This window comes from Spiroplasma endosymbiont of Virgichneumon dumeticola, assembly GCF_964264745.1.
In the GTDB taxonomy this organism is placed as follows: Bacteria; Bacillota_I; Bacilli_A; order Mycoplasmatales; family VBWQ01; genus Spiroplasma_E.
The window spans coordinates 258,682-284,833 of the sequence record NZ_OZ183478.1 but is presented as its reverse complement, the minus strand read 5'-3'; the positions used below and the strand labels follow the sequence as shown (position 1 = coordinate 284,833).

Annotated in this window: 32 protein-coding genes; 7 read left to right on the top strand and 25 right to left on the bottom strand. The window is 27.9% G+C overall.

The annotated features are described in order from the left end of the window. Positions 1 to 178: 178 nt before the first annotated feature. The 4 genes from ACFEL4_RS01895 to ACFEL4_RS01880 form a co-directional block, all read right to left on the bottom strand. On the bottom strand, positions 179 to 301 hold the full coding sequence (locus ACFEL4_RS01895) for a hypothetical protein (protein ID WP_375317880.1): 123 nt from the start codon (positions 299 to 301) through the stop codon (positions 179 to 181). 41 nt (positions 302 to 342) lie between these two features. Further along, the gene (locus ACFEL4_RS01890) at positions 343 to 684 is read right to left on the bottom strand and encodes a hypothetical protein (RefSeq protein WP_375317879.1); all 342 of its coding nucleotides are present in this window, start codon (positions 682 to 684) and stop codon (positions 343 to 345) included. A 252-nt stretch (positions 685 to 936) separates the two neighbouring features. Then, entirely contained in the window at positions 937 to 1,326 is a 390-nt protein-coding gene (locus ACFEL4_RS01885; protein ID WP_375317878.1) for an IS1595 family transposase, read from the bottom strand. Next, positions 1,221 to 1,757, bottom strand: a complete 537-nt coding sequence (locus ACFEL4_RS01880) for a hypothetical protein (RefSeq protein ID WP_375317877.1) — start codon at positions 1,755 to 1,757, stop codon at positions 1,221 to 1,223. The genes ACFEL4_RS01885 and ACFEL4_RS01880 overlap by 106 nt, the downstream gene beginning before the upstream one ends. Here ACFEL4_RS01880 and ACFEL4_RS01875 point away from each other — a divergent pair. Continuing rightward, positions 1,757 to 1,879 carry a hypothetical protein gene (locus ACFEL4_RS01875; protein WP_375317876.1) on the top strand — a complete coding sequence of 41 codons (123 nt, stop codon included), beginning with the start codon at positions 1,757 to 1,759 and terminating at the stop codon, positions 1,877 to 1,879. The two genes, ACFEL4_RS01880 and ACFEL4_RS01875, sit on opposite strands and share 1 nt — an antisense overlap. 137 nt (positions 1,880 to 2,016) lie before the next feature. Here ACFEL4_RS01875 and ACFEL4_RS01870 read toward each other — a convergent pair whose 3' ends face one another. The 9 genes from ACFEL4_RS01870 to ACFEL4_RS01830 all read right to left on the bottom strand — a co-directional run bounded on the left by ACFEL4_RS01870 (position 2,017) and on the right by ACFEL4_RS01830 (position 10,036). After that, positions 2,017 to 2,403, bottom strand: coding sequence for a hypothetical protein (locus ACFEL4_RS01870; protein ID WP_375317875.1), 387 nt, complete (start codon positions 2,401 to 2,403; stop codon positions 2,017 to 2,019). Positions 2,404 to 2,800: 397 nt separating this feature from the next. After that, positions 2,801 to 3,190 (bottom strand): IS1595 family transposase, encoded by a 390-nt coding sequence (locus tag ACFEL4_RS01865; RefSeq protein WP_375317874.1) that lies wholly within the window; start codon positions 3,188 to 3,190, stop codon positions 2,801 to 2,803. Continuing rightward, positions 3,085 to 3,621: a hypothetical protein gene (locus ACFEL4_RS01860; RefSeq protein ID WP_375317873.1), complete on the bottom strand. Its 537-nt coding sequence runs from the start codon at positions 3,619 to 3,621 to the stop codon at positions 3,085 to 3,087. Before ACFEL4_RS01860 ends, ACFEL4_RS01865 begins: the two co-directional genes overlap by 106 nt. Before the next feature lie 762 nt (positions 3,622 to 4,383). Then, positions 4,384 to 6,933, bottom strand: coding sequence for a DNA topoisomerase IV subunit A (parC, locus tag ACFEL4_RS01855; RefSeq protein WP_375317872.1), 2,550 nt, complete (start codon positions 6,931 to 6,933; stop codon positions 4,384 to 4,386). A gap of 14 nt (positions 6,934 to 6,947) precedes the next feature. Beyond that, complete coding sequence (gene parE / locus ACFEL4_RS01850; protein WP_375317871.1) at positions 6,948 to 8,870, bottom strand: DNA topoisomerase IV subunit B; 1,923 nt, start codon at positions 8,868 to 8,870, stop codon at positions 6,948 to 6,950. Positions 8,871 to 9,216: 346 nt separating this feature from the next. Further along, on the bottom strand, positions 9,217 to 9,351 hold the full coding sequence (locus ACFEL4_RS01845; RefSeq protein ID WP_375317870.1) for a hypothetical protein: 135 nt from the start codon (positions 9,349 to 9,351) through the stop codon (positions 9,217 to 9,219). Between the two features lie 11 nt (positions 9,352 to 9,362). Then, positions 9,363 to 9,578: a transposase gene (locus tag ACFEL4_RS01840; protein WP_375318351.1), complete on the bottom strand. Its 216-nt coding sequence runs from the start codon at positions 9,576 to 9,578 to the stop codon at positions 9,363 to 9,365. Beyond that, the gene (locus ACFEL4_RS01835) at positions 9,523 to 9,654 is read right to left on the bottom strand and encodes a hypothetical protein (RefSeq protein WP_375317869.1); all 132 of its coding nucleotides are present in this window, start codon (positions 9,652 to 9,654) and stop codon (positions 9,523 to 9,525) included. The genes ACFEL4_RS01840 and ACFEL4_RS01835 overlap by 56 nt, the downstream gene beginning before the upstream one ends. Beyond that, positions 9,626 to 10,036: a hypothetical protein gene (locus ACFEL4_RS01830; protein WP_375317868.1), complete on the bottom strand. Its 411-nt coding sequence runs from the start codon at positions 10,034 to 10,036 to the stop codon at positions 9,626 to 9,628. The genes ACFEL4_RS01835 and ACFEL4_RS01830 overlap by 29 nt, the downstream gene beginning before the upstream one ends. Between ACFEL4_RS01830 and ACFEL4_RS01825 the strand changes: the two genes are divergently transcribed. After that, a complete protein-coding gene (locus ACFEL4_RS01825) occupies positions 10,017 to 10,442 on the top strand; it encodes a hypothetical protein (RefSeq protein ID WP_375317867.1) in 426 nt (141 codons plus the stop codon). The two genes, ACFEL4_RS01830 and ACFEL4_RS01825, sit on opposite strands and share 20 nt — an antisense overlap. Before the next feature lie 138 nt (positions 10,443 to 10,580). Here ACFEL4_RS01825 and uvrC read toward each other — a convergent pair whose 3' ends face one another. Continuing rightward, positions 10,581 to 12,353 (bottom strand): excinuclease ABC subunit UvrC, encoded by a 1,773-nt coding sequence (uvrC, locus tag ACFEL4_RS01820; protein ID WP_375317866.1) that lies wholly within the window; start codon positions 12,351 to 12,353, stop codon positions 10,581 to 10,583. Positions 12,354 to 12,870: 517 nt separating this feature from the next. Between uvrC and ACFEL4_RS01815 the strand changes: the two genes are divergently transcribed. Further along, complete coding sequence (locus tag ACFEL4_RS01815; protein WP_375317865.1) at positions 12,871 to 13,260, top strand: hypothetical protein; 390 nt, start codon at positions 12,871 to 12,873, stop codon at positions 13,258 to 13,260. 226 nt (positions 13,261 to 13,486) lie between these two features. Here ACFEL4_RS01815 and ACFEL4_RS01810 read toward each other — a convergent pair whose 3' ends face one another. Genes ACFEL4_RS01810 through ACFEL4_RS01800 form a run of 3 tightly spaced genes read right to left on the bottom strand, consistent with a single transcriptional unit; the run spans position 13,487 to position 14,306 of the window. Next, entirely contained in the window at positions 13,487 to 13,876 is a 390-nt protein-coding gene (locus ACFEL4_RS01810; RefSeq protein WP_375317864.1) for an IS1595 family transposase, read from the bottom strand. Further along, positions 13,771 to 14,169 (bottom strand): hypothetical protein, encoded by a 399-nt coding sequence (locus ACFEL4_RS01805; protein WP_375317863.1) that lies wholly within the window; start codon positions 14,167 to 14,169, stop codon positions 13,771 to 13,773. Before ACFEL4_RS01805 ends, ACFEL4_RS01810 begins: the two co-directional genes overlap by 106 nt. Beyond that, positions 14,103 to 14,306: a hypothetical protein gene (locus ACFEL4_RS01800; protein ID WP_375317862.1), complete on the bottom strand. Its 204-nt coding sequence runs from the start codon at positions 14,304 to 14,306 to the stop codon at positions 14,103 to 14,105. Before ACFEL4_RS01800 ends, ACFEL4_RS01805 begins: the two co-directional genes overlap by 67 nt. Here ACFEL4_RS01800 and ACFEL4_RS01795 point away from each other — a divergent pair. Next, positions 14,287 to 14,628 carry a hypothetical protein gene (locus ACFEL4_RS01795; protein ID WP_375317861.1) on the top strand — a complete coding sequence of 114 codons (342 nt, stop codon included), beginning with the start codon at positions 14,287 to 14,289 and terminating at the stop codon, positions 14,626 to 14,628. The two genes, ACFEL4_RS01800 and ACFEL4_RS01795, sit on opposite strands and share 20 nt — an antisense overlap. A gap of 133 nt (positions 14,629 to 14,761) precedes the next feature. Here the strand turns inward: ACFEL4_RS01795 and ACFEL4_RS01790 are convergent, their stop codons facing one another. The 3 genes from ACFEL4_RS01790 to ACFEL4_RS01780 all read right to left on the bottom strand — a co-directional run bounded on the left by ACFEL4_RS01790 (position 14,762) and on the right by ACFEL4_RS01780 (position 20,054). Beyond that, entirely contained in the window at positions 14,762 to 15,862 is a 1,101-nt protein-coding gene (locus ACFEL4_RS01790) for a hypothetical protein (RefSeq protein ID WP_375317860.1), read from the bottom strand. A gap of 115 nt (positions 15,863 to 15,977) precedes the next feature. Further along, positions 15,978 to 17,750 (bottom strand): ribonuclease J, encoded by a 1,773-nt coding sequence (locus ACFEL4_RS01785; protein WP_375317859.1) that lies wholly within the window; start codon positions 17,748 to 17,750, stop codon positions 15,978 to 15,980. Between the two features lie 192 nt (positions 17,751 to 17,942). Beyond that, the gene (locus tag ACFEL4_RS01780) at positions 17,943 to 20,054 is read right to left on the bottom strand and encodes a polyribonucleotide nucleotidyltransferase (RefSeq protein WP_375317858.1); all 2,112 of its coding nucleotides are present in this window, start codon (positions 20,052 to 20,054) and stop codon (positions 17,943 to 17,945) included. Positions 20,055 to 20,161: 107 nt separating this feature from the next. On the opposite strand from ACFEL4_RS01780, the gene ACFEL4_RS01775 reads away from it, so the two are divergent. Beyond that, positions 20,162 to 20,506 carry a rhodanese-like domain-containing protein gene (locus tag ACFEL4_RS01775; RefSeq protein WP_375317857.1) on the top strand — a complete coding sequence of 115 codons (345 nt, stop codon included), beginning with the start codon at positions 20,162 to 20,164 and terminating at the stop codon, positions 20,504 to 20,506. A 1-nt stretch (position 20,507) separates the two neighbouring features. On the opposite strand, the gene ACFEL4_RS01770 is transcribed toward ACFEL4_RS01775, so the two are convergent. The 4 genes from ACFEL4_RS01770 to ACFEL4_RS01755 form a co-directional block, all read right to left on the bottom strand. Continuing rightward, positions 20,508 to 20,909, bottom strand: a complete 402-nt coding sequence (locus ACFEL4_RS01770; RefSeq protein ID WP_375317856.1) for a hypothetical protein — start codon at positions 20,907 to 20,909, stop codon at positions 20,508 to 20,510. Between the two features lie 39 nt (positions 20,910 to 20,948). Continuing rightward, a complete protein-coding gene (locus ACFEL4_RS01765) occupies positions 20,949 to 21,761 on the bottom strand; it encodes an NAD(+)/NADH kinase (protein ID WP_375317855.1) in 813 nt (270 codons plus the stop codon). A gap of 29 nt (positions 21,762 to 21,790) precedes the next feature. Further along, positions 21,791 to 22,219: a Spx/MgsR family RNA polymerase-binding regulatory protein gene (locus ACFEL4_RS01760; protein WP_375317854.1), complete on the bottom strand. Its 429-nt coding sequence runs from the start codon at positions 22,217 to 22,219 to the stop codon at positions 21,791 to 21,793. A 390-nt stretch (positions 22,220 to 22,609) separates the two neighbouring features. Next, on the bottom strand, positions 22,610 to 23,431 hold the full coding sequence (locus tag ACFEL4_RS01755; protein WP_375317853.1) for an IS1595 family transposase: 822 nt from the start codon (positions 23,429 to 23,431) through the stop codon (positions 22,610 to 22,612). 153 nt (positions 23,432 to 23,584) lie between these two features. Here ACFEL4_RS01755 and trpS point away from each other — a divergent pair, with 153 nt between their 5' ends. Together trpS and ACFEL4_RS01745 are read left to right on the top strand one after the other, a co-directional pair. Continuing rightward, positions 23,585 to 24,613 carry a tryptophan--tRNA ligase gene (gene trpS / locus ACFEL4_RS01750; RefSeq protein WP_375317852.1) on the top strand — a complete coding sequence of 343 codons (1,029 nt, stop codon included), beginning with the start codon at positions 23,585 to 23,587 and terminating at the stop codon, positions 24,611 to 24,613. Positions 24,614 to 24,624: 11 nt separating this feature from the next. Next, the gene (locus tag ACFEL4_RS01745; protein ID WP_375317851.1) at positions 24,625 to 25,506 is read left to right on the top strand and encodes a Cof-type HAD-IIB family hydrolase; all 882 of its coding nucleotides are present in this window, start codon (positions 24,625 to 24,627) and stop codon (positions 25,504 to 25,506) included. Between the two features lie 37 nt (positions 25,507 to 25,543). On the opposite strand, the gene ACFEL4_RS01740 is transcribed toward ACFEL4_RS01745, so the two are convergent. After that, positions 25,544 to 26,149: a hypothetical protein gene (locus tag ACFEL4_RS01740; RefSeq protein WP_375317850.1), complete on the bottom strand. Its 606-nt coding sequence runs from the start codon at positions 26,147 to 26,149 to the stop codon at positions 25,544 to 25,546. Between the last annotated feature and the right edge of the window lie 3 nt (positions 26,150 to 26,152).

The following is a 26,152-nucleotide window of genomic DNA, read 5'->3' as shown; positions in this document are numbered from 1 at the left end:
GTAGTAGATGTATTAATACCTCTAGTATCAATATTAATAACCGGTCTTGATCTATTTTGTGGATGAGTAATAGTGATTTTAGTTCTAGTATCTGATGATTCTAAATTAGTATAAGGAATATATTCATTTAAAGGACTATCTTCACCACAATTTGAAATAAATTTAGGCTTTTCTCCCTTTATGTACTATTTTTAAATTTTATCACATAAATGCTGAGAAAAGCCAATAATAATTCATTAAAATATTTAGAATTTTTAAATTCTTCAACTGTTATAAATAAAATTGGGTCTTTAATAGCCATAATTTACTCCTTAATGTAAAAATAAAGGGTATTTAAACCCTTTAAATTTTAATTTTAGTTACTTTTTTCTTATCTTTATTTGTTAATTCTTGACGTTTTGCTTTTTGAGCAATAATAAAATCTTCAAAATCTTTTTCATCAACATCAAAAGCATCTAATTTTTGTGCAATAGGAGTTTCTGTTAATTGTAATTTATCATTTAATTGTTTAGTATTTAAAATAATATATTCAATTAATTTATTAAATTTAAGTTCTTTTGCAACTATATCTTGTTTATTTTTTTTAATTTTTTTTGAAATAATATATAATACAAAAGCAATAATAATACCACTAGTAACTGCTCCTCCTATAATTCCACTTAATAAATATACTGTTAAATTCATTTGTTATTCCACCTTTTCTATTTGAATTTTATTTGAATGTTGTTTACATAAATTACATTCTTTTTTATGTTTTTTAATTTGTTGATATTGATAAATTAAATAAGGAATTGTAATAATAATTGGTATAGTAATTAATCCATATTTAATTAATTTTCCATAATTACCTAAGGCTTTTCTCCCTTTATGTACTATTTTTAAATTTTATCACATAAATGCTGAGAAAAGCCTATCTACGGACTTCTCCCCACATTTTTAAATTAAACATAGCATTACAGTTTCAAAACTAGGTATGTTATTGAATTTATATGCAGCTTCTTTTGCATATAAATGAATATGATGTTTTGCAACTTTGATATGTGTTTTAAATGTTCTTCGTATATGTTTTCATACTGACTCAATTTGGTTGGTATTTACACCAGTTTTTGAAACATAGCCATCTTGATGGTTAACTGTTTCATGCTTAGTGAAAACCGATTTCAAATCGCGATATCCTTTTCAAGAATCAGTATGTACATCACACTTTGAAGAAATGTGGTTTATTGCAAACTGCAAAAGATTTTTACTGTTTGCGTTTTTCAATACTTTCACAATCAGATTGTTGGTTGTTTGTTCATAAATACCAACAATCAAGGTTTTGTTCAACAAGGATCTTCCTTGTTTTTTAAACCCATATGTGAAAGATACATTTCATCCATTTGCACTATGCCCTCAACAATGAATTGAGTTTCTTGTTTAGCAATGGCACTTCGGATTTTATGACCCATTCTTCAAGCTGTTTTCAAGGTCACTCCCAATTCTTTTGCAACATCAGTTGATGGAATTCCATGTTTGGTGTTTATTCATCTAAAGATGAGATAAAACCAAGATATTAAAGGTGTTTGTGACTTTGAAAATATAGTGCCCGTGAGAATACTGAATGTTTGATGACATTTCAAACATCTCATTTTTCTTAAATTAGAAGTATTCAAATTAAAACTAGAACAACTAATACATTTGCTTTGTTTCAAACTTGCTATATATGCAAGACATTGTTTTTCAGTTTGAAAAGTATTATTGAACTCATTCAATTTCATTGTTTCCTCCACAAGTACATGTGGGGAGAAGTCCGTTACCTAATTTAGTAATAAGATTTAATCCTATATGACTAAACATTGGAAATAAAGTTAATGCAAAATGGTCTGGTCAACTAAAATAAAAAGTATTATTAGAATATGATCCAATACCCATTAATATATCTATTTTAGGTATTAATCATGGTGTACTAGTAAAGAAAACAGTGATTAATATACCAATTGGTTTAATTGGTTTATCTAATTCAATAATAATTACCACCTACTTTCATGTTTTATATTTACTTTTATTTTTATAAATAGAAATGCCAATATTTTTATTTAAATTATTAGTTTTATGAAAAGTTAAATATTCTTTTCTTTCTACTCTTCATGCTCTACTACCTAATTCAGTTTTTGGTAAAGTTTTAAATTCTTTAAGTTTAAAAAATCCACGTTCTAATCTATTAATAAATGCAGTTGTTTTTAATACATTAATATTCGTTGATTTAAGCACATTATAACGTTGTTTACCTTTACTAATACCTTTCTGTTCTTTAAGTTGTTTCTTAACATATTTACGTATCTGTGATGGTAAAAAACTCCTTAAAAAATATCTTCAAAATATTGTTCCAGCACCACTACCATTTTTACCTTTTTGAACTTTCATTAAGTTTCAAGTTTCTTCACTTACATTAGGATAAGTATATGGTCCATATCAACGTTTATTTTTACTTGTATCGCTTTGTATTAATACTTGTAATAAACCTAATTTTAATGATTTATTAGATTTATAAAAATTACCTTTTTTTAATCATGAACTAGATAATACTACTCAACCTTTTTCATCTTTATTATTAGTTTCTTCTATATCTTTATCATTTAAATCTTTAGTATTATCTTTTAATAAATTATTAATTTTTTTAGCAGGGAGTTTATTAACCGTTATTTTTTGCTTAGCAAGAAATGGTTGTAATAAATTTAGGCTTTTCTCCCTTTATGTACTATTTTTAATTTTATCACATAAATGCTGAGAAAAGCCTATCTACGGACTTCTCCCCACATTTTTAAATTAAACATAGCATTACAGTTTCAAAACTAGGTATGTTATTGAATTTATATGCAGCTTCTTTTGCATATAAATGAATATGATGTTTTGCAACTTTGATATGTGTTTTAAATGTTCTTCGTATATGTTTTCATACTGACTCAATTTGGTTGGTATTTACACCAGTTTTTGAAACATAGCCATCTTGATGGTTAACTGTTTCATGCTTAGTGAAAACCGATTTCAAATCGCGATATCCTTTTCAAGAATCAGTATGTACATCACACTTTGAAGAAATGTGGTTTATTGCAAACTGCAAAAGATTTTTACTGTTTTCGTTTTTCAATACTTTCACAATCAGATTGTTGGTTGTTTTTTCATAAATACCAACAATCAAGGTTTTGTTCAACAAGGATCTTCCTTGTTTTTTAAACCCATATGTGAAAGATACATTTCATCCATTTGCACTATTCCCTCAACAATGAATTGAGGTTCTTGTTTAGCAATGGCACTTCGGATTTTATGACCCATTCTTCAAGCTGTTTTCAAGGTCACTCCCAATTCTTTTGCAACATCAGTTGATGGAATTCCATGTTTGGTTTTTATTCATCTAAAGATGAGATAAAACCAAGATATTAAAGGTGTTTGTGACTTTGAAAATATAGTGCCTGTGAGAATACTGAATGTTTGATTACATTTCAAACATCTCATTTTTCTTAAATTAGAAGTATTCAAATTAAAACTAGAACACCTAATACATTTGCTTTGTTTCAAACTTGCTATATATGCAAGACATTGTTTTTCAGTTTGAAAAGTATTATTGAACTCATTCAATTTCATTGTTTCCTCCACAAGTACATGTGGGGAGAAGTCCGTAAATTTAATAACTCTTGCCCATTCATTTCCCTTTTAACATTTTCTAAATTAAAAACTCAATATGTATATTTATCATCAACCATAAAACTATTGTTTTTAATCATTCAATTTGGAACCGACAATTTATATTCGCCATAATTAATCAAAATAGAATTTGATTTTTCAGTAATTTGTTATTTTTGAAATTCTATTTGCATTTTAAAATCATTTCTTTTTTTATATATCCTGTCGCATACAGCGTAAAGGATATATATTTTATTAACACTAATATAATTAATATTTTCTAGAAAAAGTGGGCTCGTAAATAAATTGTAAAATTTTGAAAAAAAATAAATCAGCAACTGCTCACTGGGGGTGGCAGTGCTGTTGAATAAAGAATTAATTACAATATGTCCCCTAGCGGGTCTATATACACTAGTTGCCAATCCGCTCCCACCCCAAAGATTACCATTTTCATGGTTAGTATATTTTATTAGGTATCACTCCACTTTTTATTTTTACATGCAAGTCCACATGCTAGCCACTATTTTGAATAACTGTGTTATGGTTCACTGTTTTATATCCCTAGCACGTGTTGATGATAGTGGTAAAGACGGTTATAAAATTTGCAAATTTTACAATTACAAAAAAAAGACGATACTTATTTCTCGTCTTTGGTGCTAATTGTATTTTAATAAAAAAGGAATTTAGTCTTTTAAAGATAAATTATTGATAATAGAATAATGACTACGGAAGTTTGTTACGCCCCCAAATATTTTCATCATCATTTTTAAAATCTTCATATGATTCTTCAATAGGACCTTCAGAGGGTATAATATCCTTAACAATTAGATTCATAATTAAGTTATTGCTTCCAGCAATAATATTTTCGCTTTCTGCTTTCCCCATTCCCTCGTTAACTTTGGTAATAGGAATATCGCTTGCTTTAATAACGGTTCATTTTTCTTTTTTACCTAAAATATTAATAAAAATTTCATCAGATGCTAAAAAGGTTTTAATAATAGTTACCGTTTTAGATTTTGGAATTTTTAAAATTTTATTACCTTTTGCTGTTCTTGATGTTAATTCAATGGTATTAAATAGTATTCTTTTAATAGTTCCTGCTGATGTAATCATTCCATATATATCATTACTATTACCAGAAGCCATACCAATGACTTGGTCATCTTTATCATTAAGTTTTAATGCTTTAACTCCAGCTGCCGTTTTGCTTAAGAGTGGGACTTTTGACTCTAGATATTTTAAAGTAAAACCTTTTTTTGTTGATAAGATAATAAAATCATGTTCGGTAGTAATACTAACACTAACAGCAGCGTCATTATCTTTTAATTTAACATATTTAGCAATTTTATTAAATCTTGGCGTTGATAATTCTAATAATGACATTCTCTTAATAAAACCATTTTTAGTAACAACCACAACATTAATATTTTTTTGTTCAAAAGTATTAATTTTTGCTACTTTAATAATTTTCTCATCACCATCAATTTTACATAATGTATTAACGTGAATACCGTTATCTTTTCATTTATTTTCTTCTAACTTAAAAGCTGGAACTAAAATATAATTACCTTTATTAGTAAATAATAATAAGTTATCAAAGTTGTTCATGGTGCTAGCACCAATAATAATATCATCTGGTTTACGACCAAAATCTTGATGATTATCAAGATTTTGTGCTAAGACTTTAGTGCTAATAACTTTGATTCATCCATCATAACTAACACTAACAAAAACTGCTTCTTGATGTAATGTTGCCTTCTCATCAATTGTGATTTCGGTAATTTCACCTTGAATAAGCGATCTTCTCGGTAATGGATAATTATTTCTAATTAATGCTAATTCATTAATAATTACTTGTTGTAATGATTTTTCATTAGCAAGAATTTCTTTTAATAACATAATTTTATTTTCAATATCAGCTTTTTCTAAAATTAATGTTTCAATATCAGTAGCAGTTAACCGATATAATCGTAATTGGACAATAGCTTCAGCCTGAATTTCATTAAATTCAAAAGTAACTATTAAGTTTTGTTTAGCACGAGCACGATCAGTTGAATTTCTAATAATCTTAATTACTTTATCAACCTGACTTAACGCAATAACTAAACCATTAACAATTTCTAATCTGCGTTCTAATTGCGCTAAATCAAATTGCGAACGTTTAGTAACAATAATAACTTGATGGTTAATATAAAAATCTAAAATCTTAACTAAATTCATTTGAACAGGCTTTTTATTTGCAATCGCTACTAAGTTAAAATTATAATAAACTTGTAAACTAGTATTTTTAAATAAATAATTTAAAATATCATTAATTTTGGCATCATGAGTTAACTCAACAATAATTCGTAACCCAGTACGGTCAGTTTCATCACGAACTTCTTTAATTCCTTGAATTTTTTGTAAGGAACGAATATCTTCAATTTTTTTAACTAAATCCTGTTTAATTACTTCAAAGGGAATTTCAGTAATAACAATTTGTGGAAATTCATTTTCCATATTAATAGCAGTTGTCGCACGAATCGCAATTCTACCTTTACCAGTATGATATGCTTCTTTAATTCCTTTTATACCTTGGACAATACCACCTGTCGGAAAATCAGGACCTTTAATCGTATGTTCCATTAAATCATTAATCGTACATTGTGGATTTTCAATTCGCATAATAACAGCATTAATTACTTCTTGTAAATTGTGAGGTGGGATATTAGTTGCCATTCCCACAGCAATTCCTGAAGCACCATTAACTAATAAATTAGGGAAGTAACTAGGTAAAATTGCTGGTTCTGTTTCTGATTCATCAAAGTTTTTATTAAAATGAACAGTATCTTTTTTAATATCATTTAATAACAGTTGTGAAATCGCACTTAGTCTTGCTTCTGTATAACGCATAGCAGCAGGATTATCACCATCAATTGAACCTTTATTACCATGCATTTGAATTAGTGGTCATGCTAATTTTCATTCTTGTGCCATTCGACACATAGCAGCATAAACAGCAGTATCACCATGGGGATGATATTTACCAATTACTTCACCTACAACCCGTGCTGCTTTTTTATATGCTTTATCATTAGTTAGTCCTAAATCATTCATAGCATACAAAATTCGTCTTTGTACTGGTTTTAAACCATCGCGAACATCAGGTAAGGCACGCTCTAAAATAATATACTTAGCATATCGTCCAAAGCGTTCGGCAACAATATTATCAATTGGATAAACTAACACTTGCTCTTCAAATGATTGAAATTCATTGGTTTCATTACTAATCATAATACAACAACTCCCTAATAGTCACTATCATCAAAAGAAATATTTTCTTCGATTCATTGACGTCTTTTTTCTGGTTTATCGCCCATTAATGTTTGAATTTCATTTTCAGCAACTAATGCATCATCGATGGTGATTTTAATAAGTTGACGAACATGGGGATCCATAGTGGTTTCTCATAATTGTTCAGCATTCATTTCGCCCAAACCTTTGTAACGTTGTAGATCATATTTACCATGAATGGTTTCTAATTTATCTTTTAATTCTAACTCATTTCATACATATGCTGATTGCTCTTGTTCTTGAACTTTATAACTAATTTTGAACAATGGTGGTAACGCAATATAAACATTACCAGATGTAATTAAATCTTTCATAAAACGGTAAAAAAATGTCAATAATAAAATTTGAATGTGGGCACCATCAGTATCGGCATCGGTCATGATAATAACTTTATTGTAATTACAGTTTTCAATATCAAATTCACTACCAACACCACCACCAATGGCATTAATAATCATAATAATTTCCTCGTTATTAAATAAATCAACGGTTTTACTTTTTTCAGCATTAATTACTTTTCCTTTTAATGGCAAGATAGCTTGGAAAGTACGGTCACGACCTGATTTGGCACTACCGCCAGCAGAATCACCTTCTACTAAGAAGATTTCATTAATTTTCGGATTTTTAGTTTGGGCAGGTACTAGTTTACCAACAAGGAATTTCTGTGTATCTTTGTTTTTGTTACGTAGTGATTCACGTTCTTTACGAATTGCATTACGGATATCACGTGCTTTAATGGCTTTATCAATAATTTTTTTGGCGCTATCACTATTTTCATGTAATCAAAATGAAAATCTTTCATTAACAATATTATCAACGACAACTCGTGCTTCTGGTGTTCCTAATTTGCTTTTGGTTTGACCTTCATACTGAATTAAATTTTCAGGAATCCGTAAAGAAACAATGGCCACTAGTCCTTCTCTTAAATCATTTCCTTCTAAGTTTTTATCTTTGGTTTTTAACAAATCTTGTTTGCGTGCATAGTCATTAATAGCTTTTGTCATACCACTTTTAAACCCAACTAAGTGAGTTCCACCATCATTAGTTTTAACATTATTAGCAAAACCGATTAATGTTTCAGCATAATCTTCGGTATATTGTAAAACAATTTCAGCATCAATATTATTTTGCTTACCTTTTAATGAAACAATAGGAGAGATGGTTTTTTTACCAGCATTTAAATATTCCATAAAAGCTACTAATCCATTTTGATATTGAAACCTTTCTGTAGTGTTGTTGCGTTTATCTATTAACTCAATACTTAAGTTACTAATTAAAAAAGCACTTTCACGTAAGTGTTGTTCGAACAGATGAATATTTCAATCACAACCTTGAAAAACACGAATAAAATCAGGTAAAAATTGAACTTTAGTTCCTGTTTTATAAGTAGTACCAATTTGTTTTAATGGTTCGTTAATTTTACCACCATTTTTAAATTTAATTTCATGAATTTTTTTATCGCGATTAATAGTGACACTCATTCACGTACTTAAAGCATTAACAACTGAGGCACCAACACCGTGTAATCCACCCGATGTTTTGTAACTGTTAGTATCAAACTTGCCTCCAGCATGAAGGACAGTAAAAATAACTTCTGGTGTACTTTTTTTAGAAGCATGCATTCCTGTGGGAATACCACGTCCATTATCATCAACAGTAATAGATCTATCAACATTAATAGTGACAGTAACATGAGTGCAAAAACCAGCTAAAGCCTCATCAATGCCGTTATCAACAATTTCTCATACTAAATGATGTAAACCGCGATTATCAGTAGAACCAATATACATACCAGGACGTTTGCGAACAGCCTCTAGTCCCTCTAAAATTTGAATGGAATATTCGTTGTATACATTAGTATTAAGTTTACTAGCCATGAAAAAAACTCCTTACTACGTTTTACTTTAACGTTTCCATTTTATCACATATCTTGATATTTAAAGACAAAGAGAATAAAAGAAATTAAATAAATTCTTGCAATTCAAAATGAGTTGTTGTATATTGTACTTTAAATTAGGTTAATTTTTATTTTGAAAGGAGAGAACAACAATGAATTATAAAGAAATATTTGAAACTTCACTTAAAACAACAGGAATGATTGTTGGTGCTGTTGGAGGCACTGGCAGTTTAATTTATTTAGGCTTTTCTCCCTTTATGTACTATTTTTAAATTTTATCACATAAATGCTGAGAAAAGCCTATCTACGGACTTCTCCCCACATTTTTAAATTAAACATAGCATTACAGTTTCAAAACTAGGTATGTTATTGAATTTATATGCAGCTTCTTTTGCATATAAATGAATATGATGTTTTGCAACTTTGATATGTGTTTTAATGTTCTTCGTATATGTTTTCATACTGACTCAATTTAGTTGGTATTTACACCAGTTTTTGAAACATAGCCATCTTGATGGTTAACTGTTTCATGCTTAGTGAAAACCGATTTCAAATCGCGATATCCTTTTCAAGAATCAGTATGTACATCACACTTTGAAGAAATGTGGTTTATTGCAAACTGCAAAAGATTTTTACTGTTTGCGTTTTTCAATACTTTCACAATCAGATTGTTGGTTGTTTTTTTTATAAATACCAACAATCAAGGTTTTGTTCAACAAGGATCTTCCTTGTTTTTTAACCCATATGTGAAAGATACATTTCATCCATTTGCACTATGCCCTCAACAATGAATTGAGGTTCTTGTTTAGCAATGGCACTTCGGATTTTATGACCCATTCTTCAAGCTGTTTTCAAGGTCACTCCCAATGCTTTTGCAACATCAGTTGATGGAATTCCATGTTTGGTGTTTATTCATCTAAAGATGAGATAAAACCAAGATATTAAAGGTGTTTGTGACTTTGAAAATATAGTGCCCGTGAGAATACTGAATGTTTGATGACATTTCAAACATCTCATTTTTCTTAAATTAGAAGTATTCAAATTAAAACTAGAACACCTAATACATTTGCTTTGTTTCAAACTTGCTATATATGCAAGACATTGTTTTTCAGTTTGAAAAGTATTCTTGAACTCATTCAATTTCATTGTTTCCTCCACAAGTACATGTGGGGAGAAGTCCGTTTATTTATACGCTAAGTTAGGTATGACTATGGAAAAATTTAATCAACCCGAAGGTGGATTAGTATTTCTACTTATAGGTTTTACTATAGCAGAAACAGGAATAGGAGGGGCTTTAGTAGGAAGAGGTTTGGCAACCTTGTTATATGATGGAGTAATAACGTTGTGCAATAAAATTAATCACACTAATGACAATGTATCTAATGGACAAATAAATGATGTTTTAAAAGCTGATAATACTTCAATAAATATGGAAGATGAAAATACATCATTATTACACCAAAATAGTATTAACGAAATAAACGTTCAATACAACACATCACCAGAAATAACAACAGTAAATAATAGAGTAGTTAATCATTGTAGTATGTAATAAACCAAACCAAAGATTGCATCTGCAACCTTTTTCTTTCTTTAAAACAAATTATAAACTATCAAATAAACTTACAAACAAAAACAAAATTAAAACGGCCCTATCATTTGTTTCTATCATATTTTCTAACTGAAATTATTAACTAAAACTATGCAATTCTTTTCATAATTTACCAGTAACTGTTTTAGATTTAATAATTTTAAATAATTGTTCTGATGTGGCATTTTGTAAATCTTCTCATGTTGGAAATACTGCTAAGATTTTATTTTGCATTTGCATTCCAATTCCAGGAATGGTAGCAAGAACACTATTAATCATTGATTGACTGCGTTTCAATTTATGATATTTAATAGCATAACTATGAACTTGGTTTTGAATTTTACTTAAAAATAAAAAACAAGCATCATTTTTAGGAATATTAATAGTTTGCATTTTATCATTAATAATGCGATCAGTTTGGTGTTTTTGATTTTTTGCTAAACCAATAATAGGTATTTTTAAATTCAGTGATGATAATTGTTCTAATGTTGCTGTGATTTGTGGTTTACCTCCATCAACGATAATTAAATCTGGCAATGGTAATTGGTTAATAATTAAATGATGATAGCGACGATAAATCATTTCACTAAACCGATGATAATCATCAGGGATTTTAGGGTCTAATAAAAATTTACGATAATCATTAAAACTAGGACTACCATTTTTATAAACAATCATTCCCCCAACACTAGCATTGTGTTGTAAATTAGAAACATCAAAAATTTCTAAGTGATTTAAATTAGGAATTTTAATTCATTGTGATAAAACTTTCATCATGTTAATAGGAGTATTATTAGTTTTAGAACTTTGTAAGTAGTTGTTTCAAGCATAAATGGCATTAGTTTTAACTAAAGTTAAAATGTGTTCTTTTGAACCTTTAATTGGCAAAATAAACTTTACCTGCGGAAATAAAATTTTTAATTCTGTTGTATCAATGGTGTGTGGTAAATAAATTTCACTTGGTAAGGTATTTTTACTATACAGTTGTTGACAATAATTACGAATTAAATCTTGAATTTCTAAGTAATTATTTTGGACAATTTGTTCATCTTTAGCTTGTAGTTTTCCGTTGCGATAAAATAAAGTAATTAACACTACCATGTCATCTTCAATTAAAAAGTTAATGAAATCGCGATTTCCATAGTCTTGGAATTCCACAACTTGTTGTGATAAAAATAAATCAATTTTTGATAATAAAATTTTAATGCGATTAGCATTTTCAAATTGTAAGTTTTCAGCACTAGTTGTCATATTATTAATTAATGTTTTTTTAATAACTCCAACATTACCCTTAAAAAATTGATCAATTTTATTAATCATATCTTCATAATAACTAACAAGAACAGTTTTAAAACAAGCACCTGAACATTGTGCTAAGTGATAATATAAGCAAGGTTTACCTAAATTCCCGTTACATTTACGTAACGGAAATAACCGTTCTAATAATTTTAAAATATCACGGGCACCTGTGCCATCGGGAAATGGCCCATAATAACGTCCATCTTTTTTAGTAGCACTACGAACATAACGATATTGGGGATTGCGATGATTAGTGATTTGAATATAAGGGTATTTTTTATCATCTGCCAATAAAATATTGTATTTCGGGTGATGTTTTTTAATTAATGTTTGTTCAAGAATTAATGCTTCTTTTTCATTGGAAGTAGTAATAAAATCAACATCAGTAATATCATTAACTAATAACATAGTTTTAAAATTGCTAGCTTTGTTTAAATACGAAGTAACTCGTTTTTTTAAATCTTTGGCTTTACCGACATAGATTAAATTATTAAAGGTATCTTTAAAAAGATAACAACCAGCGATGTTGGGTAAAATTTTAATTTTTTCTTGCAATAAAATATTTTTTGCCATCTTTTCACCTAGTTTATAATTTAAAAGTTACTTTGATTTTATCATTAATTATAATTATTTTTACTAATTTAAAAAGTTATGATAAACCTCAATTTTAAAAAATATAAACTATTTTTATTCTTATTTTAAATTCATAACAAATGAATATTCTGTTTTTAAAATTATTTGGAGTAAACTTAGGTGACTTGTACCAAAGATAAAATAAAAACAAATCTTTTTACAGATTTGTTTCTAGCCTAAGGTTCAACGTACTTTGCTTAATAGCATACGCTTAAAATTCACTGTTTATTTTGAAATCCTTCAAGGTCTTTACTAAATTGTACCATATCAAAATCAAAATAAAAAACTTAAGAGGATATTTAATAAAATTAAAATTCCTGAGCACCCAAAATGACATATTAAATATGGTTTTTATTAAAACTCATTGTTGATAGATAATAAATGAAAAATGATATATTCTTTACATAAACTAAATATAAATTTTTAACCCATTGCTTTATTTTAAAGGAAATGGGTTTTGATTTTAAAGAAAGAAAAAGTTTCAGATTTAAAAAAACAAATTCTTCCTACTATTTCTGAACTTGATGAAAATAAACTACCAAGTACTAATTCTGTGCAAATGGAACAAGTAAATATTTTTAATATTTCAACACAAATTGAAATATTAAAAGAGGAAGTAAAAATTTTGGAAAGTAATTTTCCAAAAACCATGAAAATGATTCCAGAACATGTAAAACAAACCATAAAAAGTACAAACGAGAAATTAGAAAAACAACAAAAAGAAATGTCAAAAAATAACAAAAATAAAAAGTTTAATAATTCTATATCAAGTATTAGTTATGAAATATCTGATAAAGATATTATTGAAATGCACTATGGCAAGAATCATATATGTTCAATTGTGTAAATTAACCTATTGGACTCTATTCTATTTCTTGTTTAATTCTTTCTATCATATGATAGAAAGAATTATTATTAATCATAATTTGACCATCATCTTTAAATTTTAAACGTTCATACAATTGTTTAGCATAAATGTTGCCATAACTAACATTTCATGATAATCATTTAACATGTTTATGATTTTGATATTTATTAGTAATATAATTAATAACGGACTTCTCCCCACATTTTTAAATTAAACATAGCATTACAGTTTCAAAACTAGGTATGTTATTGAATTTATATGCAGCTTCTTTTGCATATAAATGAATATGATGTTTTGCAACTTTGATATGTGTTTTAAATGTTCTTCGTATATGTTTTCATACTGACTCAATTTGGTTGGTATTTACACCAGTTTTTGAAACATAGACATCTTTATGGTTAACTGTTTGATGCTTAGTGAAAACCGATTTCAAATCACGATATCCTTTTCAAGAATCAGTATGTACATCACACTTTGAAGAAATGTGGTTTATTGCAAACTGCCAAAGATTTTTACTGTTTGCGTTTTTCAATACTTTCACAATCAGATTGTTGGTTGTTTTTTCATAAATACCAACAATCAAGGTTTTGTTCAACAAGGATCTTCCTTGTTTTTTAAACCCATATGTGAAAGATACATTTCATCCATTTGCACTATGCCCTCAACAATGAATTGAGGTTCTTGTTTAGCAATGGCACTTCGGATTTTATGACCCATTCTTCAAGCTGTTTTCAAGGTCACTCCCAATTCTTTTGCAACATAAGTTGATGGAATTCCATGTTTGGTGTTTATTCATCTAAAGATGAGATAAAACCAAGATATTAAAGGTGTTTGTGACTTTGAAAATATAGTGCCCGTGAGAATACTGAATGTTTGATTACATTTCAAACATTCAGTATTCTTAAATTAGAAGTATTCAAATTAAAACTAGAACACCTAATACATTTGCTTTGTTTAAAACTTGCTATATATGCAAGACATTGTTTTTCAGTTTGAAAAGTATTATTGAACTCATTCAATTTCATTGTTTCCTCCACAAGTACATGTGGGGAGAAGTCCGTTTTATATTTCCTAGCATTTGATATTTTTGGTTTCATTGGAATGTTACTTTTAATAAGAAATAATCACATTGTGAAAGCAGAAAATAATTCTGAAATAGTAATGATTAAAAATGATAAACATATCTTACTATTAGCAATTTATGCTTCAATCGGATTAAGTTGCTTTATTTTATTTGCACCCATTGCTGCTATTAACTTAATAAAAATTAAAAAACAATGAAATGAAGAAAAAATTGCACAAGATGAATTAAAAAAATTATGGCTTTTCTCAGCATTTATGTGATAAAATTTAAAAATAGTACATAAAGGGAGAAAAGCCAAAATATTAATTATTATCGCAATATTTTCGGTGGTTTCATTAAATTTGGCACGACGAATCATTTTTAATTTCCTTTCTAAGATTTAAAATTAATTAATAACTACTTGTCGCTATCAATATTATTTTCTGAACTTGTAACTACAGATTGATTATTAAATACACTATCTTCTAAACTTTTTTTAATAACCAGTACCCCTTTATTAACATTAACATTGTCTTTTTGACTATCTGGATTAATTTTACCAAATGGTGTTAAGTGAGAATCTTCGTTGAAATAATGTTGTGACTTATTATTAATTATTTCAGGAGCAGAAGTTGTTTCTTGGGTATCTAATTCTTTATCATTAGTTTGTTGTTTTTGTTGAGATAGAATTTGTTGTTGTTTTAATTTAATAGTTTTTTCTAAATTAGAAATAGGATTAGCAATTGCATCATTAAGTTGACTAGTATTTTTAGTTTGTTTTCTAATGCCTTTAATTTCTTTTAACACTTCTTTCTCAATAGCAACTTTGTCAGCAATTATTTGTTTGTAGTTTTGTTCATGAATTAATTTTTTGGCTTCAAATTGTTTCTTAGTAGCTCTTTTAGTTTTACTTTTCGTTTTAACGCTTTTAAACATTCTCGTAAAAGCAATGGTACATAATTTAAACTTACTAAAAATAATTAGCGGACGTTTAAAAAAAAGCAAAGAAACTAATAACAAGATGCCAATAATATTAGAAAAAACATTAGTAGCAAAAAAACCATAACTAAATAGTCCTGTTAAAATTGTACTAATCATACCACCTGTAGCATTTCTTGGAAAAAACGTATTAATTCCTAAATTAGGAAAGGAAATTGGTTTACCAAAAAACCCATTATAGTTAGTAAAAATACTGCTACTTCATCACGTATTAGCATAATTAGTAGTAATACTTATTAAGTTTAAGTTATGATAATTAGAATATAAATGATTACGATTATTAATTATTAATGACAAAGTTTGAGTTGTTCAGCAAACTAATACTAATATTAAAACTAATTTTCCTACATTGCTTGGTTTCATTTTTAAATGATAACCAAAACATAAAGGAATAATAGCAAAGAAACTAATCCCATATACTAAGTACTTAATTCAACCAAAGAGAAAAGTAAAACATAAATCATCTAACATTTTACCAACAACACTAAATCTAATTAAACTAATAATTAAAAAACACAAAATGGTAACTGCAAAAAACAAGGTTCCTACTTCGTCACCTCGCGTATGAAGCTTAGAAAAAGTGATTATTCTTTGTGGATTACTGTTTTCCATTTTGTGCACCTACTTAAAAAGATTAATTTTCATTAATAACTGTTAAAACCATCGGTAATTTTCCAGTTTCTTTTTTAATATAATCTTGCAGATCATTACGCATTTTATTTTTAACTTCATTAATGCTAAATGCATTACTTGCTTTATACTTTTCAATAACATTAATAATAATTTTTTGAATATTTTTTATAATTCCTTCATTGTTAGTTAAATAAATAACACCACGCATTTGCGCATCAATTAAAGAAATTATTTCTTTAGTCTTACGGTCAATCGTAACGCCAGTAATTAATACACCATCACGTTGTAATTGCTTACGTTCATTAATCACAATGGCGCCAATATCACCAACACCAATTCCATCAACATAAACATCACCAGTTTTGATTAAATTTTCTGTTGATTTAATAGTATTAAAACTTTTATCACCAATTGATGATGCACGATTAAAGGTTGACTTAACAAAGTTATCTACTAACTTACCGTTTTCAAAAGTAATAACTTCACCATTATCATGGATTAAAGCATTGTTATCTAATACACCAGCACTAATAGCAGCTTGCTGGGCTGCAACAAAATCTTTATACAATCCTTTAACAGGCAAAAAGTATTTAGGTTGAATAATATTAACCATTAATTTAATGTCTTCATACGAAGCATTTAAACTTCAAACTTGTTTTTCAGAAATACTAATGACTTTAACATCAGTTCTTGCTAACTCATCTAGTAGTGAAGCATGTGCTAATTCATTACCTGGAATTGGTGGAGTTGCTAAAATTACTGTATCTTGCGGTTCTAATTTCAAATAGTCATCATTACCAACAGCAATTTTATTCATTTTTAAGAATAATCGTTCACCACTACCAGTAACAATAATAACTGTGTCTTTCATACCAACCGTTTGTGCTAAGTTAATTAGTTGTGATTTATTAATATTAAAAGCATTTAAATCATTAACTTTTAGTAAAATATCATATAACGTTACACCATAAACAGCAATTTTACGCTTCGAATCAGTTTCTTGAATAGCATTTAAGATTTCATTAACACGATACAAATCTTGATCATAACAAGCAAGAATAACTCTTCCTGGGGCTTCTTTTAATACTGGTTCAATAATTTTTTGAATTTTATGATTAGGAGCTGTAAAGTTTTTTCTAACAGCACATGATGCTTCACTAATTAATAACAAGACATCATTTTTAGCAACGCTTGCTAAATGAGGAATATCAGTAGCAAAATCATTGCGGTATTCACCATCAAAAATATAATCTCCTGTATAAACAATCCGTTCTGCTGGTTGATTTTTTTCTTCATTATTAACAGTTAGTACAAATCCTAAACTGCCAGGAATTGAAGTTGTGGTTTTGAAGGTTTCAACACTAACATTACCAAAATTCATTTTTTCATTTGGTTGAATACTTTTAATACTAATTTCATTTTGATTAATAAAACGAAAACGTTCTAGTTTTTGTCTAATCATGAAGTCAGTCAGCTTGCTAGCAAAAATAGGGACTTTATGATTACTTTTGTCTTTATTAAAATCTTTTAGTATATAAGGTAAAGCGCCAAAGGCATCATCTGATGGTTTTGAAATAAAAATCCCTTGAACACGTTGCTTATTTTCTTTTAAATAAGTATAATCAGGAATGATAATATCAATTCCTAAAATTTCTCGTTCTGGTAGTCTAATTCCTGCATCAAAAACAAATATTTTTTCATTTACTTCTACAACATATAAATTCTTGCCACGCTCATCAAGACCACCTAGTGCAAATACTTTTATCTTTGCCATTTATTTCACCAGTTTTCTACTTTCTTTTTAGCATTATTTTTTAATTTTAATAATTTGTAAGTTAAGAAAATTAAAAATATTTTCTTCATTGTACTATAATAATATTTTAGCATTAAAATAGTTAAAACATTATAACTGTTTTTAAAAAAAATAAAAAGCAAATAATAGTTTATTTTAGGTTCATAATTATATCTAACCAATAATTTCTAAACTAAGTTTACCGTTATCTTCAACCTTAACTACCCGAACTTTAATTATATCATTAATTTTAATGAAATCATTTAAATCATCAATTCGTTTATTAAATATTTTTGAAAATTGTGAGATACGAACTAAACCATCAATCTTATCTTTTAAGTTAACAAAGACACCAAATTTAGTAATGGTCACAACTTTAGCATCAAATTTAGAACCTACTTCAATTTTTACAGGAAACACAATACTTTCAATAATACTTCATGCTTTATTAATTGCACTTTGGTTATTATGATACAGTATAATACGACCATCATCTTCAATATCAATTTTTACATTATCACAATCAGCAATAATTTTATTAATAACTTTACCACCAGAACCGATAATATCACGAATTTTATCAACCGGAATTTGTTTCATAATTACTTTCGGTGCATTTGCAGCTAAAGTAATTCGTGGTGTTTTAATAACCTTATTCATATTTTCTAACACTTGTAATCTAGCAATTCTAGCTTTTTCTAAAGCTTGCGTAATAATGTTAAAATCAATGCCCGCAATTTTAATATCCATTTGTAGTGCACAAATTCCTTCACTGGTGCCAGCTACTTTAAAATCCATGTCACCTAAATGATCTTCTAAACCTTGAATATCTGTTAGTACTACAAAATCTTTATTTTCTTTAATTAATCCCATTGCAATGCCCGCAATCGCTGCTCTCGTTGGAACACCACCAGCCATCAATGCCATTGATGAAGCACAAATCGCTGCTTGTGATGTTGAACCATTAGAAGCAAGAACTTCCGATACTAAACGAATCATGTATGGAAAATCTTTTTCTTGCGGAATAACTTGTAATAATGCCTTTTCTCCAAGGGCACCATGACCAATTTCACGTCGTGACGGTACTCCCATTCTTCCTGTTTCACCAACAGAAAATGGCGGAAAGTTATAATGATGGATAAAACGTTTGTATTCTTCTTTACCTAAACCATCAATAATTTGATGCTCAGCTAAAGCACCTAACGTTAAAATTGACATAACTTGCGTTTCACCACGATTAAACATCGCGCTACCGTGCACAATCGGTAAGATATCAACCATACTTGTTAGTTTTCTAATATCATCAGGGCCTCTGCCATCAATTCGTTTTTTTTCTTTTAAAATCATTGTTCGCATTGTTGTTTGTAATAATTCTTCAATGCTTTTACGAATATTATGAATTACTGTTGCTTCATTAGAATCTAATAAAAATTCTGCTTGTGAAATTTTAAAACTATCAAAAGTTGTTGTTAATAAATCTTTAATTAAATTACCACGAACTTTTTTATCAATAGTCGTACTAATTTTAGCAATGGCGGCATAACAATGAGTTTCAACATACTCTTTAATTACATTAGGAATTAATGCTAATGTTGGTTCAAATTTAGTAGGACTTATTGCTTTAATAATTGTTTCTTGAAAAATAATTAGTTTAATGATTTCATCATGGGCAAATTTTAAAGCTTTAATCATATCTTTTTCACTAATATCATGACATCCCGCTTCCACCATATTAATAGCATCTTTGGTTCCACCAACAATTAATTCCATTTCTGAAACTAACAATTGTTCTTGACTAGGATTTAAAATTAATTGGTTATTAATTTTCCCCACTACTACTGTGGCACTTGGCCTTTGAAAAGGTAAACTACTTAAAGATAATGCTAAGGATGTTCCAAAGGCAGCATTAATACGAACATCACAGTTGTCATCTAAAGCAAAAACATTATTTACTACTTGCACTTCATTAACAAATCCATAAGGAAACAAAGGACGAATTGAACGGTCAATTAATCTTGCACATAGTGTCGCATATTCACTAGGACGACCTTCTCGTTTTAGAAATCCACCAGGAATTTTTCCGACTGAATATAGTTTTTCTTGAAATACAATTTGCAATGGAAAAAAATCCTGATTATTAATATGTTCATTATAGGCAACTGTCGTTAAAACTACAGTATTACCATAACTAATTGTTACTGATTTTTCTGCTAAATTAGCCATAGTCCCCAGAACGACAGTTAAATCATATTGACCAACTGTCAAATTAAATTTTTGTTTTGACATGCTTTTACTCCTTAACTTCCTTTTTTTGTCACAATACATCAGCATTATAGCATAATAACATGTTAGAATTAGGTATAAATCAAATTTATTTAAGGAGATGATAAATTATGTTTAAAAATAAACAACAATCACCTAACACCAAAGTAGAACTATCAAATAAAGAATTTGACAAAATGAAAGTAGGTTCATTACTAATTGATGTTCGTGATATTGGTGAATATCAAGTCCTTAAAAAAATCGCAAACACTGATAATGAACTTAATATCATTAACATTCCTTACTACGATTTAATAAAAAACCCTAGTACGTACATTACTGATAAAAATATGACCATTATCACTATTTGCAATGCAGGGCATCGCTCAACAGCAGCGGCTATTAGCTTACGTGAGCAAGGTTATCCTAATGCTTACGTATTAATAAACGGAGTTTACGGTTACTATCGTAAATAAACTACTTTTTGTTATTTAATTTAATTAATTCATTAATAGCACTGCTTAGGTTATAGCAATAACTACCTAATACTAAACTAACAGCTTCGCTTTGATCTAAGATACCACGATTTTTAATCTTTTTTAAACTATTAAAATCAATTTTGGTATGTTCAATAATTGAAATTTTAATTTTATTAGCAGTAGCTGATGTTTCTTTAATATTTTCAATTCCACCTAAATATAAAATAAAATTTTGTAATTTAAAGGGAAATTTTTGTGGTTTATTATTAATTTTACCTTCATCTTTTTTAGTTTCAGTACGTAATTTTTTAGCGGTATTAATGTTTCAAATTCAAATGCCAATACTAACAACAGCAAATAATAACGCAGAAACTAATAAGGCAATTTGTCAAACTGGCATAAAACACTTCCTTAATGTATTTTATAGCATCTACTTTTTTTAATCTTGAATAAATGCTTTTTTAACTTTAGTAAGTAATGAGTAATGATTAGGACTATACTCTAAAACTTGTAAGGATAATCTTGATAATTTAATTGTTATCTCATCATTTAGTTTATCATTAAAAACAAAAGTATCAACAATTAATTTACCAAAATCTGATATTTTGTCAACTTGATTGTTGATTTTTAAGGTAATTTCATGTTTTTCATCTAAAATTAAAGGCGAATTTAAACTGCGATAACTATTATTAGCAACTGGAGCAATTTCATGAAATTGCATTAAATTATGATTGGATAGTACAACGGCACCACCAAGGGATTTCATTAAACCTGTTGAACCTGTTCTCGTAGAGACAACTACTCCTGAACCACGGAAATTTTCAAAGATTTGGTTATTGATTAAAACTTGACATGATAGTGTTGTGGTTAAATTAATAAATTTAACTTCATTTATTGCATATAGTGTTTGATTATTAACAACTATTTCTAATAATGACAAGGGATTTATTTTTAAATTTTTATCATCATTAGCAATTCAAGTTAGAACATCATCAATTTGTGTGTGGTCAAAATTTTCATAAAATCCTAAATTTCCACACTTAAAAATCACAAATTTTACTTTTTTTAGCAGATGATTATATTCATTAACTGCTTTTAAAAATGTCCCATCACCACCAATCACAAAAACAATTTGTGGGTTAGAATCAGTCTCAATTGCTTTAAGGGCCAAAAGTTTGGCCCTTAAAGTTTCAGATAAAGTTTGTGAATTTTTGTATTTATTAGCAATAATGATAAATTCATAATTTTTCATAATCAATTCCAATCATTTTAAATACTTAATTAAAATATTTCACAAGAATCTTCAAATTCATTTTCAATAGAACCTCGAAGAAATAATTCAATTTCATCTTCATTATAACCAATTTGAATTCTTTGCTTATTTTCTTGTACAATAATAGGGCGTTTTAAAACTGTTGGAGAAGTTTTAATTAAATCAAATACTTGCAACATTGTTAATTTTTCAATATTAATAGCATGTGTTTTAATAAATTTTGCTCTTGTTGAAATAATATCTCCAACACCATTAGGCACAAATCTTAATAATAACTTAATTTCAGTATCTGTTAATGGGTTGTGAATTATGTTGCGTTTAATATATGGAATTTTATGTTTTTCGAAAAATTGAATAACTTTTTTTGACGATAAACAACTAGGAGAAACGTATATTTTAATCATGGCAAGAATCCCTTTCCTCTTCCTCTTTTTCATTAATACCCTACCAATATCAACTTTAATATACCAATATTTTTATAGTTAACTTATATTTGAGTAACAAAAATAATACTAATATATTCCTTTGATACTGCCACTTAACTTATAATCTTCATTTAAAAATGTTAAATAAAGCACATGAAAGACCTTTCCATCTTATCCTTCATTTTTATATTATATCATATTCTTCTTTGTCCGCGTATAGTTCTACTTCAGAAATTTACCTTTGTAATAATTTCATGACTGTGGTTCATGAAATTATTATCAAAAAATATCAATATTAGGCTTAGCAACATAAGTATTTTAGGCTTTTCTCCCTTTATGTCTATTTAAATTTTATCACATAAATGCTGAGAAAAGCCTATCTACGGACTTCTCCCCACATTTTTAAATTAAACATAGCATTACAGTTTCAAAACTAGGTATGTTATTGAATTTATATGCAGCTTCTTTTGCATATAAATGAATATGATGTTTTGCAACTTTGATATGTGTTTTAAATGTTCTTCGTATATGTTTTCATACTGACTCAATTTGGTTGGTATTTACACCATTTTTTGAAACATAGCCATCTTGATGGTTAACTGTTTCATGCTTAGTGAAAACCGATTTCAAATCGCGATATCCTTTTCAAGAATCAGTATGTACATCACACTTTGAAGAAATGTGGTTTATTGCAAACTGCAAAAGATTTTTACTGTTTGCGTTTTTCAATACTTTCACAATCAGATTGTTGGTTGTTTTTTCATAAATACCAACAATCAAGGTTTTGTTCAACAAGGATCTTCCTTGTTTTTTAAAACCCATATGTGAAAGATACATTTCATCCATTTGCACTATGCCCTCAACAATGAATTGAGGTTCTTGTTTAGCAATGGCACTTCGGATTTTATGACCCATTCTTCAAGCTGTTTTCAAGGTCACTCCCAATTCTTTTGCAACATCAGTTGATGGAATTCCATGTTTGGTGTTTATTCATCTAAAGATGAGATAAAACCAAGATATTAAAGGTGTTTGTGACTTTGAAAATATAGTGCCCGTGAGAATACTGAATGTTTGATGACATTTCAAACATCTCATTTTTCTTAAATTAGAAGTATTCAAATTAAAACTAGAACACCTAATACATTTGCTTTGTTTCAAACTTGCTATATATGCAAGACATTGTTTTTCAGTTTGAAAAGTATTATTGAACTCATTCAATTTCATTGTTTCCTCCACAAGTACATGTGGGGAGAAGTCCGGTATTTTATTTAGTTTAGGATATAATTTTTTTATAATTAAATAAGATAATTAATTGAATTATTTAATTTTATCGTTGATAATTATAATAATTAAAAAATAATTAGGAGGAATGCCCATATGGCTCGTGTTATATCAGGAATAACTAGTACTGGAAAATTAACTTTAGGTAACTACTTAGGGGCAATTAATAATTTTCTAAAACTTCAAGATGACCATCAACTCTTAATTTTTGTTGCTAATTTACATGGTTTAACACTACCCATTAATCCACAAACATTACGAGAAAACATTAGAGATATTGCCGCATGATATTTTGCTGCTGGTATTGATCCTGCTAAGTCACATATCTTTATCCAATCTGATGTTTTAGCTCATACGCAACTAGGTTATATTCTACTATGTCATAGTTATTTAGGTGAATTAGAGCGGATGACACAATTCAAAGACAAAAGTCAAAAAACTACTAATCAAAATAAAACTTTAAGTATTCCTTCTGGAATACTTGTATACCCAACATTAATGGCTGCTGATATTTTATTATACGATGCTGATTTCGTTCCAGTTGGTGTTGACCAAACGCAACATTTAGAATTAACAAAAACTCTAGCTACAAGAATGAACAATCTTCATAAAACTAAATTATTTAAAATTCCAGAAGCAATTTTTGACGAACAAGCACAAAAGATTATGAGTTTACAAGAACCTACTAAAAAAATGTCAAAATCAGATGAAAATATTAAAAATGTTATATTTTTAAATGACAGTGAAGAAGAAGTAACAAATAAAATTAAAAAGGCTGTTACAGATTCTGAAGGTATTATTAAATACGATATTGAAAATAAACCTGGTGTCAGTAATCTACTAAGTATTTATGCTAGTATTACCAAACAAGACATAAAAACTTGTGAAAAATATTTTGCTAATCAAAACTATGGATTTTTAAAATCAGAAGTTATTAAAGTAGTTAACGGTTTATTAACGCCTATGCAAAAAAAACATAATGAACTAGTTAATAAAAAATCATTTCAATTAACAAAATTTTTAGAGCAAGGAGCTAAAATTGCTAACCAGATTGCTAATCAAAAATTAACTCTAGTCCAAGATACCATTGGTCTTAATTATTTAGTCAGTAACAACAAAAAATAGGAGGAAATAACATGGCAATCCAACGTCGTAATATGGAACAAAAACATTTAATCTTATGTGACCTTGATGGAACATTATTAAAAAGTGGAGGCAGAGAAATCCATCCCAATACTAAAAAAGCTTTATTACAAGCTAAAAAACAAGGACATATTGTTTGTATTGTCACAGGAAGACCACATCGTGGATCAATTAAGTTTTATCGTGAATTAGGTCTTAATACTTTATTATGCAACTTTAATGGTGGCCACATTCATGACCCAAAAGTTAAACAATTCAAACGATTAGTATTTCCTATCTCCGAAAGTATTGTTAAAAGTATTTTAAATGAATCACATATCTATGACCAAATTGAAAACTCCGTTATTGAATATTACAATAAAGCGGTATGCTGAAAAAAAGATGATTTCTTTGAAACCTATTTTCATTTAGATACTATTGAAAATGATACTTTCACCATTAGTAAATTAATTAGAGATTGAAAGGGTAGTGCTAATGCTATCTTAATTCAGTTTAAAGATGATACTAACCTTGATGAAGTATACCGAGTGCTTGAAAAATATTCTAATGCCATTAAGGTTAATACGTGAACGCGTTATGATAATGGTAGTTTAATTTTTGAAATCTCAAGCAAGTTTATTGACAAAGGTATGACTGCTCGTATCTTAGCACAATATTATAATATTGATATTCGGGATGTTATTGCTTATGGCGATGAAATCAACGATATAGAAATGTTAATGGCTGTTGGTTATGGTGTCGCTATGAAGAATGGTAATATCGTTATTAAAAGCATTGCTAATGACATTACTAGAAAAACTAATGATGAAGGTGGTGTTGGTGACCACTTATCAAATTTCTTAAGTTTAAATGAAGAAAATGCAATAAAAATTTAATGTAGTCTAATATTTTCTGTTGGTGTTTGCTTTTTAATTAAAAAGCAAATTTACCTGCAATAATTAAAGTTAAATCACTACTAAAATAAGCCATTTTTTTTAATTCTTTAATTTCAATTAAGTCATTTTTTCAATTTTTAATTATTTTTATAATATTTAAAATAGAAATAGGTATAAAAATAATAAAAATCATCATTCCAATAGAACTATATAATGCTCAAAACAAAAATCATTTTTCATTTTTAATCATAGTCGTATTTTCTTGAACTTCAACTACATTATTTTTGCTTTTTCATTTATGTTCACTTTCTAGCATTAAAATACCAATAAAACCAATAGGATTTAAAGCAAGTAGAAACAATAATAACCATAAAAAATGATATTTTCTTTGTTGTTCATCATTACTGTTAAGTATAAAAACACTCAAACTATAAGAAATAAACACTGTTTGAAAACAAAAAACAGAAAAAATAATAAAACTTTTGTCAATATTTCATCATTCATTTTTTATAAAACTTAAGATTCAAATATATAAAATAAAATAAAATGTTGAACTTGCAATTAAATAAAATATCAAACTTATTTTTATTATATTTTTTCATAATGGATCAATTTTGAGATTTTCAAAAAAAGACTTAAACATTTT